Here is a 14634-nt window from a genome sequence, read left to right as displayed (position 1 = left end):
CGAGCTGGGCGGCGACGGTCAGGGCGAGGGCGGGGCCGGCGCCCCCGCGACGCAGGGGGAGGTCGCCGCGCTGGACCTGAGACCCGCGCTGGAGGCCGTGCTGATGGTGGTCGACGAGCCGGCCACCGAGGAGCACCTGGCGAAGGTCCTCCAGCGCCCCCGACGACAGGTCGCCGAGGCCCTGCGGGAGCTGGCCGACGAGTACGCGGTCCAGGGGCGCGGCTTCGAGCTGCGCCTCGTCGCGGGCGGCTGGCGCTACTACACGCGCCCCGCGTACGCCGCAGCGGTCGAGGGCTTCGTCCTCGACGGCCAGCACGCCCGGCTCACCCAGGCCGCGCTGGAGACCCTCGCGGTCGTCGCCTACCGGCAGCCGGTCAGCCGTTCCCGGGTCTCCGCGGTGCGCGGGGTGAACTGTGACGGGGTGATGCGGACCCTCCTCCAGCGCGGGCTGGTGGCGGAGGCGGGCACGGAACCCGAAACAAGTGCGATCCTGTACAGGACGACGAACTACTTCCTGGAGCGGATGGGCCTGCGCGGCCTGGACGAGCTTCCGGAGCTCGCGCCCTTCCTCCCCGAGGCGGAGGCGATCGAGGCCGAGACGCAGGAGGGCGTACCGTCGTTCGATCCGGACGCTCCCGACTCCGGGACCTTCGACGCAGACGACAAGACGGAACTTTGATGCGAAGCAGCGGCAGCGACAGGAACAGCGGACGCGGTAACCACCGCGGCGCGGGCAATGGGCGCGACGACAAGCAGAAGCGCGCCGGGCGGCCCCGCCCTGAGGAGCGCCGTCACCAGACGGGTGGGTCCGGCGGCGCCGGCGGTTCCGGCAGCGGGGGCCCCGACGGCGGGCGGGGTGGCCGCGGCGCCGCGGCGCGCGGGGGTGCCAAGGGCCGTCCCAAGCAGTCGGCCCAGGGCCGGGGCGACCGCACGGCCCCGGGGCGCTCCCGGGAGTACGACGTACGGTCCGAGGAGCGCAACCGGGAGCGCTACGCGGAGAAGAAGCAGGTCCAGACCCCCAAGACGTTCCCCGGCGCCGAGCAGGAGGGCGAGCGGCTCCAGAAGGTGCTGGCCCGCGCGGGGTACGGCTCGCGCCGTGCCTGCGAGGAGCTGATCGAGAACGCGCGCGTGGAGGTCAACGGCTCCATCGTGATGGAGCAGGGCCTGCGCGTGGACCCGATGAACGACGAGATCAAGGTCGACGGGCTGACCGTGGCCACGCAGTCGTACCAGTTCTTCTCGCTAAACAAGCCCGCGGGCGTGGTGTCGACGATGGAGGACCCGGACGGCCGGCAGTGCCTCGGCGACTACGTCACCAACCGGGAGACGCGGCTCTTCCACGTCGGACGGCTCGACACCGAGACCGAGGGCGTGATCCTGCTCACCAACCACGGTGAGCTGGCGCACCGCCTGACGCACCCCAAGTACGGCGTCAAGAAGACCTATCTGGCGCACATCGTCGGCCCCATCCCGCGCGACCTGGGCAAGCAGCTCAAGGACGGCATCCAGCTGGAGGACGGCTACGCCCGCGCCGACCACTTCCGGGTGGTGGAGCAGACCGGCAAGAACTACCTGGTCGAGGTGACCCTGCACGAGGGGCGCAAGCACATCGTGCGCCGGATGCTCGCCGAGGCCGGGTTCCCCGTCGACAAGCTGGTCCGGGTGGCGTTCGGACCGATCACCCTGGGCGACCAGAAGTCCGGCTGGCTGCGCAGGCTGTCCAACACGGAGGTCGGCATGCTGATGAACGAGGTCGACCTGTAGGCGGCACCCACCCCTTCCGCCACCGAGGCCGGGCCCGGATCTTCCGGGCCCGGCCTCCGTGCGTCCGGCCCCGATCGGGGCTTGTGCACACCGCTCCCCTCTTTATAGTCTGAGTGACCAATAAAAGGGTGGCTCCGAGGCGCCGCCCGACCCCGGTCGCGACCGACCCGCGACGCGGCGACCGCCTGGAGGAAGAGCGATGAGCACCCACCCCGCCGGGGACCGGGCCGACGGCGGCCGGCCTCCCGAGGGCTACGACAAACACGCCTTCGAACCGTTCGCCGTCACCGTCGACCTGGCCGTCTTCACCGTCCGCGACGCCGCCCTCCACGTCCTGCTGGTCGAGCGCGGCGAGCAGCCCCACCAAGGGCGCTGGGCCCTCCCCGGGGGCTTCGTCCTGCCCCACGAGTCCGCCGGCCGGGCCGCCCGCCGGGAACTCGCCGAGGAGACCGGACTGTCCGCCGACACCGTCGCCGGACTCCACCTCGAACAGCTGCGCACCTACAGCGAACCCGACCGCGACCCCCGGATGCGGGTCGTCTCCGTCGCCTACACCGCACTCGTCCCCGACCCGCCCGAACCCCGGGGCGGCGGCGACGCCCGGCGCGCCCGGTGGACGCCCGCCGGCCGCCCCGGACCGCTCGCCTTCGACCACGACCGCATCCTCGCCGACGCCCGCGAACGCATCGGCGCCCAGCTGGAACACACCTCGCTCGCCACCTCCTTCTGCCCGCCCGAGTTCACCCTCGGCGAGCTGCGGCGCGTGTACGAAGCGGTGTGGGGCACCCCGCTGGACCCCGCCAACTTCCGTCGCAAGGTCCTCGCCACGCCCGGCTTCGTGGAAGCCGTCACCGGTGCCGCCCGGCTCACCGGAGGCCGCGGCAAACCCGCCGCGCTCTACCGCGCCGGCACGGCCACCGCACCGTACCCACCCCTGCTGCGCCCGGAAGGACGGCCCGCATGACCACCTCACCGACCCCCGCGTCCCCCATCCCGGTCCGCCCCGGCCCGGCCCGCGCCGGGCGCCCCGCCACCGGGGCCCTGGTCGGCCTCGCCCTCGGCGACGCGCTCGGGTTCCCCACCGAGTTCGACGACGTCCCGTCCATCCTGGCGAAGTGCGGGCCCTGGCGCTCGATGGAACTGCCGGCGCCGGCCTTCGTCACCGACGACACCCAGATGACCCTCGCGCTGGCCCGGGCCCTGTGGAGGGCGGGCGACGGGACCCTCCTCGACCCCGCACGCACGCTGCCCCCGGTCCGCGACGAGTTCGTGGCCTGGTACCGGTCGCCCGACAACGACCGGGCCCCCGGCCGCACCTGTCTGACCGCCTGCGCCCTGCTGGAAACCGGCACCGGTCCCTGGCAGGACGCCAGCCAGGTGCACTCCAAGGGCTGCGGGGCCAACATGCGCGTCGTCCCTGTCGGCCTGCTGCCCGGGCTCGACGACCAGCGACGGGCCGGCCTCGCCCAGGCCCAGGGCGCACTCACCCACGGCCACCCCACCGCGCTCGCCGCCAGCGACCTCACCGCCCACGCGGTACGGCTCCTGGCGCACGGCGCGGACCCCACCGGGCTGGTCGGCCGGCTGCGTTCGTACGCCTTCGAGAACCGCACCCGCTACCACGAGCACTGGCTCGGCGACCTGTGGCAACGGGCCGGGGACGCCTCGCCCGAGGAGTTCATCGCGCGCGGCTGGGACGAGTGCTCAGCCGTCCTCGACCGGCTCCGCGACGCGCTGCGGGACCCCTCACCGGAGACCGACCCCTGTCTCGTCACGGGGGAGGGCTGGATCGCCGAGGAAGCCCTCGCCACCGCGCTGCTGTGCTTCCTGCTCTTCCCCGGTGACCCGCTCACCGCCCTGCGCCGGGCGGCCTGCACCTCGGGCGACTCGGACTCGATCGCCTGCCTCACCGGTGCGTTCGCGGGCGCCCACCTCGGCGCCGACGTCTGGCCCGCGGCCTGGGTCGACCGGTTGGAGCACCGGGACGAACTGCTGGCGTTCGGAGCGCTCTGGGACGCCTGAGACGGGTGGGCGCCGCGCAGGTCAGCGGCTCGTCGGGGCCGCCGCGAGGTGTGCGGAACGGGCCCGGACCGCGGTCAGGAACGCCTCGACCCGGGCCCGGTCGGGCTCCGGCGGCAGCGGACTGCGGGGCAGCTCCGCGGCGGCCCGGTCGACCAGGCGGGCCATCCGGGACTCCACCTCGGCCCAGGGCACCTCGCCCCGGCGCACCGCGAGCAGCGGTTCGCGCTCCTCGCCCACGTCGAGGGTGAGCGTGCCGGTGCGCAACAGGTCCCGACAGGACCGCAACAGCCGCAGCATGTGCATGGCGTGCTTCCAGCGCGGGGCGCCGTGCCGGCGGACGTCCGCCGCCAGCCGGGCCCGCTGGGCCGTCGCGTACCCCGTGAACGTCTCGTGGACCCGCCGCGACAGGAACGCCCCGCGCAGGTCGAGCAGCTCCCGGCCGGTCCCGTCCGCGTACTCCACGAGCGGCGAGTACAGGCACTCCAGGATGTTCGGGTTGGCCCGCAGGGCCAGCTCGCAGAACCGTTCGAGCTCCCAGCTGAACCGTTCCTCGCCCGGTCCTTCGACATGGGTGGGCGGCTTGTCGAAGCGCCAGAACAACGGCGTCGGAGCGACGAACACCCCGCGCCGGTCCGTGTCGCTGCTCTCCGTGGCCAGACCGAAGGCCCGCGAACCCGTGACACAGGAGTAGATCGTGTGGTGACGGACCAGTTCCTCGGGTGCCATGCCGCCCAGCGTACGGGCGCCCCGGCCCGGCCTTCCGGGATTTTCCGACCGCCCCGGAACCCGGACGGCGCGCGTGCGACCCCGTCGCGCTGGCTAGGCTGGGCACCGTCGGCGTACCCGCGTGCAGCGCGGCGCTACGAGGGTTCGGAAGCGGAAGGCGGAAGACGGTGGCGGTACGAGCGGTCCGGGGGGCCGTCCAGTTGGAGCGCGACGAGGCCGACCACATGCGCGAGCGCGTCGCCGCGCTGCTGGAGGCGGTCCTCGCACGCAACGCCCTCACCCCGGACGACCTGATCAGCTTCTGGTTCACCGCCACCCCCGACCTGCACAGCGACTTCCCCGCCGCTGCCGCGCGCGGCCTCGGCCTGGTCGACGTCCCGCTGATCTGCGCCCAGGAGCTCGACGTCGAAGGCGCGATGCCCCGGGTGGTCCGGGTGCTCGCGCACATCGAGACCGATCTGCCCCGCTCCGGGATCTCCCACGTCTACCTGGGCGCCGCGGCGGCCCTGCGCAAGGACATCGCCCAGTGAGAACCGCACTCGTCATCGGCACCGGCCTGATCGGCACCTCCATCGCCCTGGCCCTCACCGGCCGCGGCGTGGCCGTCCACCTGGTGGACCACGACGCCCAGCAGGCCAGGACCGCCGCCGCGCTCGGCGCCGGCACCGACGGCCCGCCGGCCGGCCCGGTGGACCTCGCGATCGTCGCCGTGCCGCCCGCCCACGTCGCCACGACCCTCGCGGACGTCCTGGGGCGGGGCGCCGCCCGCGGCTGCCTCGACGTGGCCAGCGTCAAGGGCGGGCCCAGACGCCAGTTGGAGGCCCTCGGGACAGCCCCCGAGGCCCTCGCCCGCTACATCGGCACCCACCCCATGTCCGGGCGGGAGAAGTCCGGTCCGCTCGCCGCCACCGCGGACCTCTTCGAGGGCCGCCCCTGGGTGCTCACGCCCACCCGGGACACCGACACCGAGGTGCTCAACCTGGCGCTGGAAGTGGTAGCCCTGTGCCGGGCGGTGCCCGTGGTCATGGACGCGGACGCCCACGACCGCGCGGTGGCGCTGGTGTCGCACATGCCGCACCTGCTGTCGGGCCTGGTGGCCGCCCGGCTGGAGCACGCCGACGAGTCCGCGGTGCGCCTCAGCGGCCAGGGCATCCGTGACGTCACCCGGATCGCCGCGTCCGACCCCCGGATGTGGATCGACATCCTGTCCGCGAACCCCGGCCCGGTCGCCGACCTGCTCACCGAGGTCGCCGAGGACCTCGACGGCACCGTCCGGGCCCTGCGCTCGCTCCAGTCCGCGGACGAGGAGAAGCGACGCGAGGGCGCCACCGGCATCGAGGCCCTGCTGCGGCGGGGGAACGCCGGCCAGACCCGGGTCCCCGGCAAGCACGGCACCGCGCCCGCCGTCTACGAGAGCGTGGTCGTGCTGATCGGGGACGAGCCGGGGCAGCTCGCCCGGATCTTCGCGGACGCGGGAGCGGCCGGAGTGAACGTCGAGGACGTACGGATCGAACACGCCACCGGCCGGCAGGAGGGCCTCGTCGAACTGGTGGTCCTCCCGACGGCCGCGCCCGCGCTGACCGCGGCGCTGCGGGAACGCGGCTGGTCGATCCGCCCCTAGCCGGGTGGTCGGGCCGCCGCGTCCCGGCGGCCCGGCCACCCTCCCGCCCCGGCCCGGGCCCCACCGCGGGGCTCCGGCCGGGCGGTGTTCCCGGGGCGGGCACCGGTCCGGGCGGCCCCGTCGGAACAAGTAACCTTGTCCGGGGCCCTCGCGGGCCCGGACCGCCCCGTCATGCCCCACCCCTGGAAGGTGCCCCGTGGAAACCGTCGCCGGAACCACCGCAGTCATCGTCGCGATCGACGGTCCGTCCGGCACGGGCAAGTCCAGCACCTCCAAGGCCGTCGCCGCCCAGTTGGGCCTGCGCTACCTCGACACCGGCGCCCAGTACCGGGCGATCACCTGGTGGATGGTGCACCACGGCGTCGACGTCACCGACCCGGCGGCCGTCGCCGCGGTCGCGGACAAGCCCGAGATCGTGTCCGGCACGGACCCGGCCGCCCCGACGATCAGCGTGGACGGCACCGATGTGGCCGCGCCGATCCGGACCCCGGAGGTCACGGCGAAGGTCAGCGCGGTCAGCGCGGTGCCCGAGGTCCGCACCCGGATCACCGAGCTCCAGCGGAGCATCGCCGCGGCCGCCGCGGGCGGCATCGTGGTGGAGGGCCGGGACATCGGCACCACCGTCCTGCCCGACGCCGATCTGAAGATCTTCCTCACCGCCTCCCCGGAGGCCCGCGCGGCCCGGCGCAGCGGCGAGCTGAAGGGCGCCGACGTCAAGGCCACCCAGGAGGCCCTGGTCAAGCGGGACGCCGCGGACTCCAGCCGCAAGACCTCGCCGCTCGCCAAGGCCGCCGACGCCGTCGAGGTCGACACCACCGACCTCACGCTCCAGCAGGTCATCGAGTGCGTGGTCACCCTGGTCCAGGACCGGCGCGGCCCCCAGGTGCTCGTCGACGGTGAGCGGGCGGGCCGGTGACGGACGCGTCGACGACGCGGGTCCCCTCGACCCGGAGCGCCGACATCGGCCGCCGGATCGGCGTCGGCCTGATGTACGGACTGTGGAAGCCGCGGGTCCTGGGCGCCTGGAAGGTCCCGGTGACCGGCCCGCTCGTGTTTGCCGTCAACCACTCCCACAACATCGACGGACCCATGCTCATGGGCACCGCACCGCGCCCCGTGCACTTCCTGATCAAGCAGGAGGCGTTCGTGGGTCCGCTCGGCCCCTTCCTGGACGGCATCGGCCAGCTCAAGGTCGACCGCTCCACCGCCGACCGGTCCGCGATCACCCGGGCGCTCGGCGTCCTGGAGCAGGGCGGCGCCCTCGGGATCTTCCCGGAGGGCACCCGGGGCGCGGGCGACTTCGCGTCGCTGCGCGCCGGGCTCGCGTACTTCGCGGTGCGGGGCGGCGCCCCGATCGTCCCGGTGGCGGTGCTGGGCAGCACCGAGCGCCGGGGCCGGCTGATACCCGGGCTGCCCCCGCTGCGCAGCCGGGTGGACGTCGTCTTCGGCGAGGCGTTCCGGGCCGACGACGGCAGCGGCCGGCGCACCCGCACCGCCTTGGACGCGGCGACCGGACGCATCCAGGAGCAGTTGACCGCCCACCTGGAAAACGCCAGGCGGCTCACCGGCCGCTAGGCGACACTTGAGTAGTGGATCACCCCGAACGGGTCGGTCCACCGATCACCACGATGAACGAAGGTACGGACTTCATGAACCAGCACACTCCCTCCGAGGGCACGGGCGACGGGCACGACCACGGGGCGCTCGGCGACGCCGAGTACGCGGAGTTCATGGAGCTCGCCGCCGAAGAGGGCTTCGACCTGGAGGACGTCGAGGGCGCCATCGAGGAGGCCGGACACGGCCCCCTGCCGGTCCTCGCCGTCGTCGGCCGCCCCAACGTCGGCAAGTCGACCCTGGTGAACCGGATCATCGGTCGCCGCGAGGCCGTGGTGGAGGACCGTCCCGGGGTGACCCGGGACCGCGTCACCTACGAGGCCGAATGGGCCGGCCGCCGCTTCAAGGTCGTCGACACCGGCGGCTGGGAGCAGGACGTGCTCGGCATCGACGCCTCGGTGGCCGCGCAGGCGGAGTACGCGATCGAGGCGGCCGACGCGGTCGTCTTCGTGGTGGACGCCACGGTCGGCCCGACGGACACGGACGAGGCGGTCGTCCGGCTGCTGCGCAAGGCCGGCAAGCCCGTGGTGCTGTGCGCCAACAAGGTGGACGGCCCCAGCGGCGAGGCCGACGCCACCGCACTGTGGTCCCTCGGCCTCGGCGAGCCGCACCCCGTCTCGGCGCTGCACGGCCGCGGTACGGGCGACATGCTCGACGCGGTCCTGGAAGCGCTGCCCGAGGCGCCCGCACAGCGTTTCGGCACGGCGCTCGGCGGCCCCCGGCGCATCGCGCTCATCGGCCGCCCCAACGTCGGCAAGTCCTCGCTGCTGAACAAGGTGGCGAACGAGGAGCGGGTCGTCGTCAACGAGATGGCGGGCACCACCCGCGACCCGGTGGACGAGATCATCGAGCTCGGCGGCAAGACCTGGAAGTTCGTGGACACCGCCGGCATCCGCAAGCGGGTCCACCTCCAGCAGGGCGCCGACTACTACGCCTCGCTGCGCACCGCGGCGGCCGTGGAGAAGGCCGAGGTCGCGGTGATCCTCATCGACTCCTCGGAGACCATCAGCGTCCAGGACCAGCGCATCGTCACCATGGCGGTGGAGGCCGGCCGCGCGATCGTCGTCGCCTTCAACAAGTGGGACACCCTCGACGAGGAGCGCCGCTACTACCTGGAGCGCGAGATCGAGACCGAGCTGGCGCAGATCGCCTGGGCCCCTCGGGTGAACGTCTCCGCACGCACCGGGCGGCACATGGAGAAGCTGGTCCCGGCGATCGAGACGGCCCTCGCGGGCTGGGAGACCCGGGTGCCCACCGGTCGGCTGAACGCGTTCCTCGGCGAACTCGTCGCCGCGCACCCGCACCCCGTCCGCGGCGGCAAGCAGCCCCGCATCCTCTTCGGCACCCAGGCCGGGACGAAGCCCCCCCGGTTCGTGCTCTTCGCCTCCGGCTTCATCGAGCACGGGTACCGACGCTTCGTGGAGCGTCGACTGCGCGAGGAGTTCAGCTTCGAGGGGACCCCGATCCACATCTCCGTCCGGGTGCGCGAGAAGCGCGGACGCAAGAAGTAGCGGACGCACGAAGGAGCCTGTCCGGCACGCCCGGCGCGGTCAGGGCTCCCGGCGTCGGGCGGGCGGCAGCGCCGGGAGGTGCGAGCCGTGCCGCCCGCCGGTCTGCCAGACGGGCACCATCCCGGTGGGATGCGCCGGGGCGGTCCGCTCGGGCCCCGGCCGGGCCTCGTACCGGGGGCCCGCCTCGTAGCCGGGGGAGTGGCGCGCGTCCGGGTGGGCGGCCCCCTGCTGGGCCGACCCGTGCCCACCCGTCGACAGTCCGCCCGTCATCCCCGAGGGCGTGGAGCCGTACGAGCCGGATCCGTACCGCTCGGGCAGCGACCCGCGCGGACCCGTGCCGAAGGCGGTGAACCGCAGCCCCTCCTCGCCGCTGTGGTCACCGGGCAGGGCCCGGAACAACCTGCGGTACTCGGCGTACAGCGCGTCGTAGATCGGGGTGGCCGCCGCGCCGCCCGGGAGTTCCCGTGCCGGACGCATGGACGGGATGGGGCTCGGGTGGCGGGGACGGTGGGTGGGGTCGTAGGTGTACACGAACTGCCAACGACACCGGGCTCCGACGGATGCGGCCGGAGCTCCCGATTTCGCCGGTCGTCACCGGGCGCCCGTGCGCGGTGACGACCGACCGTTCCCCGGTGCGGGAGGCGCCGCACCGGGGAACGGGGCGCTCAGGTGCCGGCGAGCGGCATGGTGCCGGCGACCAGCCGGCCGTTCGCCGCGGCCTTGTCGAGCGCGTCGCGCAGGAGGTCCTCCCGCGGCTGACGGCCGATGGAACCGACCGGCGCGGCGAACACCAGGACCTGCTGCGCCTTGTTGGCCGCCGTCCGCCAGCCCTCGGTGACCTGGAGCGGTTGGTGCGCCTGCCACCAGGCGACCGGCTGGCCACCGGTCGGGCCCGGCTGGAGCACGGCGTGCAGCTGTCCCATCGCCAGCAGCACCGACCAGCCCCGCAGGACAGCCGGCACCGTGTCCACGCTGGTAACGGGGTGGAAGCCCTGTTCGACCAGCAGGGGCAGGAACTCGTCGCCGTGTTCGCCCGGGGTGCCCGCCCGGGCGATCGGTGCGGTGGGTTCGACGACCAGCGCCGGGTGGAGTTCCCCGGCGAGGAGGACCAGACCGCTGGTGATGCCCAGTACGGCCTGCTCGGGGGCGCCCGGGTCGGCTTCCGCGCCGGTGATGGAACGGACGGCTCCCTTCAGTTCCTCCTCGTTGACCCGGACGATCTGCGAGGGCAGACACGTGGCGTGGGCGAAGGCGAGCACCGCGGTCTCCTCGCCGATGAACAGGACGGTGCTGGTGCGTTCCCGCTCCGAGTCGCCCGGGGTGCGGCAGGACGTGCAGTCGTAGCCGCCCGGGGCGTTCTCACCGGCGAGCAGCCGGTCGGCTTCTGCGTCACCGATCTCGGCGCGTACGTCATCGCTGACGTCGAGCATGCGCGGCACGGGGGGCTCCTCGGTTCTCGTGCGTGCGATGCCGGGTTGCTCCCGGCCCGATCCGGGCGGTTCCCGGCCGGTGGGCCGAGTGGTCCCCGGCTCATGTCAGGGACAACGGGGAAGCTGTGGGCATGGTCACGCCCGAAGAGCAACGGAATCGAACCAACCCGAGCGGAGCGTGAGTTGACGGGGGAATTCGGCTACGCACAGTCAACTCCATGGGGCGCCAATGGAGTTGAGTCGGTGAACTGAGTCACAGGGAGGTGGGCCGAGTGGGCGGGAAATCCTGACATCGGATGATGAAGGGGGTGACCGGAATTGGCCGCTACCCAGGGTAAACGGTGACTGGCCTGCCCCGACGGGCCGATGGTTGATGCCGCGCCGTCCCCCTCCCTAGATTCCTCGGCCGTGTGCACCGAGCACCACTCGGGTACGTCCGCCGGCCGCACCACCGGCGAGCCCGGCGCCCGGCGCGCCGGGCGGCGGACGGGGTGGACCGGAGCGCTCCGCACCCCACGTGCGGAGCACTCCGGTGCATCCGGGGGACCCGGGTTGTCGGAGAGGGAACCTCATGTCCGGACATCCCGTGACCGCCCGTCGGACCGCCGTACTCGCCGGGGCCGTACTCCTCGCCCCCCTGGCCCTGCTCTCCGCCACCGGCACCGCCGGCGCCGCGGACGGCGGGGTGTGGGACCGCATCGCCCGGTGCGAGAGCGGCGGCAACTGGTCGATCAACACCGGCAACGGCTACTACGGCGGGCTCCAGTTCGCCGGCAGCACCTGGCGCGCCTACGGCGGCACCGCCTACGCCCCCACCGCCGACCGGGCGACCCGGGCCCAGCAGATCGCCGTGGCCACCAAGGTCCAGCGGGGCCAGGGCTGGGGCGCCTGGCCCGTGTGCTCGGCCCGGGCCGGGGCCAGCGGCGCCGCCCCCTCGGTCGCCGCACCCGCATCCCCGACCGCCACCCCCGCACCCCGCACGGCCCGGAGCCCGTTGGTGCGCGGCCCCCGGCACCCGGAGCACCGCGGCGGGTACACCGTCCGCAGCGGTGACACGCTCAGCACCATCGCGGCCCGGCACCACACCGACTGGCGCGCGCTGTTCACCGCCAACCGGCACGTCATCGGGGCCGACCCCCATCTGATCGTGCCGGGGCAGCGGCTCGACGTCTGAGCCGCCGCCCGACCGGTACGTGCGGCCCCGCCCCGGGGCTCGGAGGCGGGGCCGCGCTCCCGGTTCCCCCCGCCTGGCAGACTCGGAGCCATGTTGGAGACCTCGGCCCGGTTGCTGCGCCTGCTGTCCCTGTTCCAGGCCCACCGCGAGTGGTCGGGGGCCGAACTGGCACAGCGGCTCGGCGTCACCTCGCGCACCGTCCGCCGGGACGTGGACCGGCTGCGGGAACTGGGCTACCCCGTCCACGCGACGCCCGGCACCGGCGGCGGCTACCAACTCGGGGTGGGCGCCGAACTGCCGCCGCTGCTGCTCGACGACGACGAGGCCGTCGCCATCGCGGTCGGACTGCGCACCGCGGCGGGACAGGGCGTCGAGGGCATCGGCGAGAGTTCCGTACGCGCCCTCACCAAACTCGAACAGGTGCTGCCGCACCGGTTGCGGCGCCGGGTCGGGGCGCTCACCGGGTTCACCGTGCCGATGCTGCGCGGCGGACCCGCCGCCACCGTCGACCCGGCCGTGCTCACCGAACTCGCCGGCGCCTGCCGGGACGCGGAACGCCTCCGCTTCGCCTACCGCGACCACGGGGGCAGCACCTCCCGGCGGACCGTCGAACCGCACCGCCTGGTGTGCACCGAGCGCCGCTGGTACCTGGTGGCCTGGGACGTGGACCGTGCGGACTGGCGCACCTTCCGCGTCGACCGCATCGTCCCGAAGCCCCCGCACGGGCCCCGCTTCACCCCGCGCACCCCGCCCGCCGACGACCTCGCGGCCTACGTGGCGCAGGGCGTCTCCACCCGGGCGTACGCGGAACGGGCCGTCATCCGCCTGTGCGTGCCCTACGAGGTGGCCGCCGAGCGGGTCTCCCCCTCGGACGGCGTCCTGGAACGGGAGGGGCCGACGAGTTGCCTGCTGCGCACCGGGGCGGCGAGCGTGGACGTCCTGGTCATCCATGTGGTGCTCATCGGCCTGGAGTTCGAGGTGCTGGAACCGGTGGAACTCACCGGGGCGATCAGCGTGGTCCGCGACCGGTTGTCGAGGGCGCTCGACCGGCCGGCGGGTCCGGAGCCCGCCGGCTGACCTCGGGGTGGTGCAGGTCGAACGCGGGTGATTCGGAGCGGATCACCGGCATGGTCAGGAAGTTGTGCCGGGGCGGCGGACAGGAGGTCGCCCACTCCAGGGACCGCCCGAAGCCCCAGGGGTCGTCCACGGTCACCCGCTCGCCGTGGCGGGCGGTGTGCCACACGTTGTACAGGAACGGCAGGGTCGAGGTGCCGAGCAGGAAGGCGCCGATGGTGGAGAGGGTGTTGAGCGCGGTGAACCCGTCGGTGGCGAGGTAGTCCGCGTAGCGCCGGGGCATGCCCTCGGCGCCGAGCCAGTGCTGCACCAGGAACGTCAGGTGGAAGCCCGTGAACAGGGTCCAGAAGTGGATCCGGCCGAGCCGTTCGTCGAGCAGCTTCCCGGTGAACTTCGGCCACCAGAAGTGGAACCCGGCGAACGTCGCGAAGACCACCGTCCCGAACACCACGTAGTGGAAGTGCGCGACGACGAAGTACGAGTCGGTGACGTGGAAGTCCAGCGGCGGGGAGGCCAGGATCACCCCGGTCAGGCCGCCGAACAGGAAGGACACCAGGAAGCCGGTGGCCCAGAGCATCGGCGCCTCGAACGACAGGGACCCCTTCCACATGGTCCCCGCCCAGGTGAAGAACTTCACCCCCGTCGGCACCGCGATCAGGAACGACAGCAGGGAGAAGAACGGCAGCAGCACCGCGCCGGTCGCGAACATGTGGTGCGCCCACACCACCACGGACAGACCGGTGATCGCCATCGTCGCGCCCACCAGCGTCGCGTAGCCGAAGACCGGTTTGCGGCTGAAGACCGGGATGATCTCCGTGACGATGCCGAAGAACGGCAGGGCGATGATGTAGACCTCCGGGTGCCCGAAGAACCAGAAGAGGTGCTGCCACAACAGCGCCCCGCCGTTCGCCGCTTCGAAGACCACCGAGCCGAAGCGCCGGTCGGCCTCCAGCACCAGCAGCGCCGCGGCGAGCACGGGGAACGCCATCAGGACGAGGATCGACGTGAACAGCACGTTCCAGGTGAAGACGGGCAGCCGGAACATCGTCATGCCCGGTGCCCGCATGGCGATGATCGTGGTCAGGAAGTTCACCGCGCCGAGGATCGTTCCGAACCCGGCGAGCGCCAGCCCCATGATCCACATGTCGGCGCCGACTCCGGGGGTGCGGGTGGCGCTGTTGAGCGGGGCGTACGCGAACCATCCGAAGTCCGCGGGGCCGCTCGGCGTGAGCAGGGAACCGAGCACGATCAACCCGCCGAACAGGAACAACCAGTAGGCGAGCATGTTCAGCCGGGGAAAGGCCACATCCGGTGCGCCGATCTGGAGGGGCATGATCTCGTTGGCGAATCCGGCGAAGGTCGGAGTCGCGAACAGCAGCAGCATGATCGTGCCGTGCAGGGTGAAGAGCTGGTTGAACTGCTCGTTCGACACGAGTTGGGTGCCGGGGCGGGCGAGTTCCGCCCGCATCACCAGCGCCATCAGACCGGCGATCAGGAAGAACACGAACGACGTGATCAGATAGAGGTGACCGATCTTCTTGTGGTCGGTGGTGGTCAGCCAGTCCACGACCACCGCGCCGCGGCGACCGGCGCGGAGCGCGCCGACAGGCACCGCCTCCGGGGCGGGGTGCGCCGTGGTCGCCGTGCCGCCCGGCGGCTCCTCGGCCCTCGGTGTGCTTCCGGTCGCCATCGACCGCG

The 14634-nt window shown here is 73.4% G+C and carries 15 protein-coding genes; 11 read left to right on the top strand and 4 right to left on the bottom strand.

All coding sequences use genetic code 11. The features are described from left to right. Positions 1–4 precede the first annotated feature (4 nt). The 4 genes from scpB (at position 5) to ACFYOU_RS27015 (ending at position 3786) form a co-directional block, all read left to right on the top strand. Positions 5–679 carry an SMC-Scp complex subunit ScpB gene (scpB, locus tag ACFYOU_RS27030; RefSeq protein ID WP_391309159.1) on the top strand — a complete coding sequence of 225 codons (675 nt, stop codon included), beginning with the start codon at positions 5–7 and terminating at the stop codon, positions 677–679. Next, entirely contained in the window at positions 679–1764 is a 1086-nt protein-coding gene (locus ACFYOU_RS27025) for a pseudouridine synthase (RefSeq protein ID WP_391309125.1), read from the top strand. The genes scpB and ACFYOU_RS27025 overlap by 1 nt, the downstream gene beginning before the upstream one ends. 199 nt (positions 1765–1963) lie before the next feature. Continuing rightward, positions 1964–2728 (top strand): NUDIX domain-containing protein, encoded by a 765-nt coding sequence (locus ACFYOU_RS27020; protein ID WP_389771433.1) that lies wholly within the window; start codon positions 1964–1966, stop codon positions 2726–2728. Further along, the gene (locus ACFYOU_RS27015) at positions 2725–3786 is read left to right on the top strand and encodes an ADP-ribosylglycohydrolase family protein (RefSeq protein ID WP_391309123.1); all 1062 of its coding nucleotides are present in this window, start codon (positions 2725–2727) and stop codon (positions 3784–3786) included. Before ACFYOU_RS27020 ends, ACFYOU_RS27015 begins: the two co-directional genes overlap by 4 nt. 21 nt (positions 3787–3807) lie before the next feature. Here the strand turns inward: ACFYOU_RS27015 and ACFYOU_RS27010 are convergent, their stop codons facing one another. Further along, complete coding sequence (locus ACFYOU_RS27010; RefSeq protein ID WP_391309122.1) at positions 3808–4512, bottom strand: DNA polymerase beta superfamily protein; 705 nt, start codon at positions 4510–4512, stop codon at positions 3808–3810. 167 nt (positions 4513–4679) lie between these two features. Between ACFYOU_RS27010 and aroH the strand changes: the two genes are divergently transcribed. From aroH to der, 5 genes are all read left to right on the top strand, one after another. Continuing rightward, positions 4680–5042, top strand: coding sequence for a chorismate mutase (gene aroH, locus ACFYOU_RS27005; RefSeq protein WP_389771442.1), 363 nt, complete (start codon positions 4680–4682; stop codon positions 5040–5042). Next, positions 5039–6133 carry a prephenate dehydrogenase gene (locus tag ACFYOU_RS27000; protein WP_391309119.1) on the top strand — a complete coding sequence of 365 codons (1095 nt, stop codon included), beginning with the start codon at positions 5039–5041 and terminating at the stop codon, positions 6131–6133. The genes aroH and ACFYOU_RS27000 overlap by 4 nt, the downstream gene beginning before the upstream one ends. 196 nt (positions 6134–6329) lie before the next feature. Further along, positions 6330–7049: a (d)CMP kinase gene (cmk, locus tag ACFYOU_RS26995; protein WP_391309117.1), complete on the top strand. Its 720-nt coding sequence runs from the start codon at positions 6330–6332 to the stop codon at positions 7047–7049. A 71-nt stretch (positions 7050–7120) separates the two neighbouring features. Beyond that, positions 7121–7708 (top strand): lysophospholipid acyltransferase family protein, encoded by a 588-nt coding sequence (locus tag ACFYOU_RS26990; protein ID WP_387006507.1) that lies wholly within the window; start codon positions 7121–7123, stop codon positions 7706–7708. A gap of 74 nt (positions 7709–7782) precedes the next feature. Further along, positions 7783–9258, top strand: a complete 1476-nt coding sequence (der, locus tag ACFYOU_RS26985) for a ribosome biogenesis GTPase Der (RefSeq protein WP_387006434.1) — start codon at positions 7783–7785, stop codon at positions 9256–9258. A gap of 39 nt (positions 9259–9297) precedes the next feature. Here the strand turns inward: der and ACFYOU_RS26980 are convergent, their stop codons facing one another. After that, positions 9298–9735, bottom strand: a complete 438-nt coding sequence (locus ACFYOU_RS26980) for a hypothetical protein (protein WP_391309115.1) — start codon at positions 9733–9735, stop codon at positions 9298–9300. Positions 9736–9923: 188 nt separating this feature from the next. After that, entirely contained in the window at positions 9924–10697 is a 774-nt protein-coding gene (locus ACFYOU_RS26975) for a hypothetical protein (RefSeq protein ID WP_385495208.1), read from the bottom strand. Between the two features lie 562 nt (positions 10698–11259). On the opposite strand from ACFYOU_RS26975, the gene ACFYOU_RS26970 reads away from it, so the two are divergent. Both ACFYOU_RS26970 and ACFYOU_RS26965 read left to right on the top strand, forming a co-directional pair. Further along, positions 11260–11862 carry a transglycosylase family protein gene (locus ACFYOU_RS26970; RefSeq protein WP_391309113.1) on the top strand — a complete coding sequence of 201 codons (603 nt, stop codon included), beginning with the start codon at positions 11260–11262 and terminating at the stop codon, positions 11860–11862. Between the two features lie 90 nt (positions 11863–11952). Further along, complete coding sequence (locus ACFYOU_RS26965; protein WP_391309111.1) at positions 11953–12939, top strand: WYL domain-containing protein; 987 nt, start codon at positions 11953–11955, stop codon at positions 12937–12939. Here the strand turns inward: ACFYOU_RS26965 and ctaD are convergent. Then, positions 12872–14626, bottom strand: a complete 1755-nt coding sequence (gene ctaD, locus ACFYOU_RS26960) for a cytochrome c oxidase subunit I (protein WP_391309109.1) — start codon at positions 14624–14626, stop codon at positions 12872–12874. The genes ACFYOU_RS26965 and ctaD overlap by 68 nt on opposite strands. Positions 14627–14634: the final 8 nt, after the last annotated feature.

Origin of the sequence: Streptomyces sp. NPDC005955, assembly GCF_042871255.1 — a bacterium.
Taxonomy (GTDB): domain Bacteria; phylum Actinomycetota; class Actinomycetes; order Streptomycetales; family Streptomycetaceae; genus Streptomyces.
This window is presented reverse-complemented; position numbering and strand designations above follow the sequence as displayed.

Excerpts from the sequence above, each read along its gene's own strand:
- ACFYOU_RS27020 (WP_389771433.1), top strand. The coding sequence starts at position 1,964 with ATGAGCACCCACCCCGCCGGGGACCGGGCCGACGGCGGCCGGCCTCCC.
- ACFYOU_RS27010 (WP_391309122.1), bottom strand. The coding sequence starts at position 4,512 with ATGGCACCCGAGGAACTGGTCCGTCACCACACGATCTACTCCTGTGTC.
- ACFYOU_RS26980 (WP_391309115.1), bottom strand. The coding sequence starts at position 9,735 with ATGCGTCCGGCACGGGAACTCCCGGGCGGCGCGGCGGCCACCCCGATC.
- ctaD (WP_391309109.1), bottom strand. The coding sequence starts at position 14,626 with ATGGCGACCGGAAGCACACCGAGGGCCGAGGAGCCGCCGGGCGGCACG.
- ACFYOU_RS27015 (WP_391309123.1), top strand. The coding sequence starts at position 2,725 with ATGACCACCTCACCGACCCCCGCGTCCCCCATCCCGGTCCGCCCCGGC.
- ACFYOU_RS26990 (WP_387006507.1), top strand. The coding sequence starts at position 7,121 with ATGTACGGACTGTGGAAGCCGCGGGTCCTGGGCGCCTGGAAGGTCCCG.
- ACFYOU_RS27025 (WP_391309125.1), top strand. The coding sequence starts at position 679 with ATGCGAAGCAGCGGCAGCGACAGGAACAGCGGACGCGGTAACCACCGC.
- ACFYOU_RS26965 (WP_391309111.1), top strand. The coding sequence starts at position 11,953 with ATGTTGGAGACCTCGGCCCGGTTGCTGCGCCTGCTGTCCCTGTTCCAG.
- ACFYOU_RS26970 (WP_391309113.1), top strand. The coding sequence starts at position 11,260 with ATGTCCGGACATCCCGTGACCGCCCGTCGGACCGCCGTACTCGCCGGG.
- der (WP_387006434.1), top strand. The coding sequence starts at position 7,783 with ATGAACCAGCACACTCCCTCCGAGGGCACGGGCGACGGGCACGACCAC.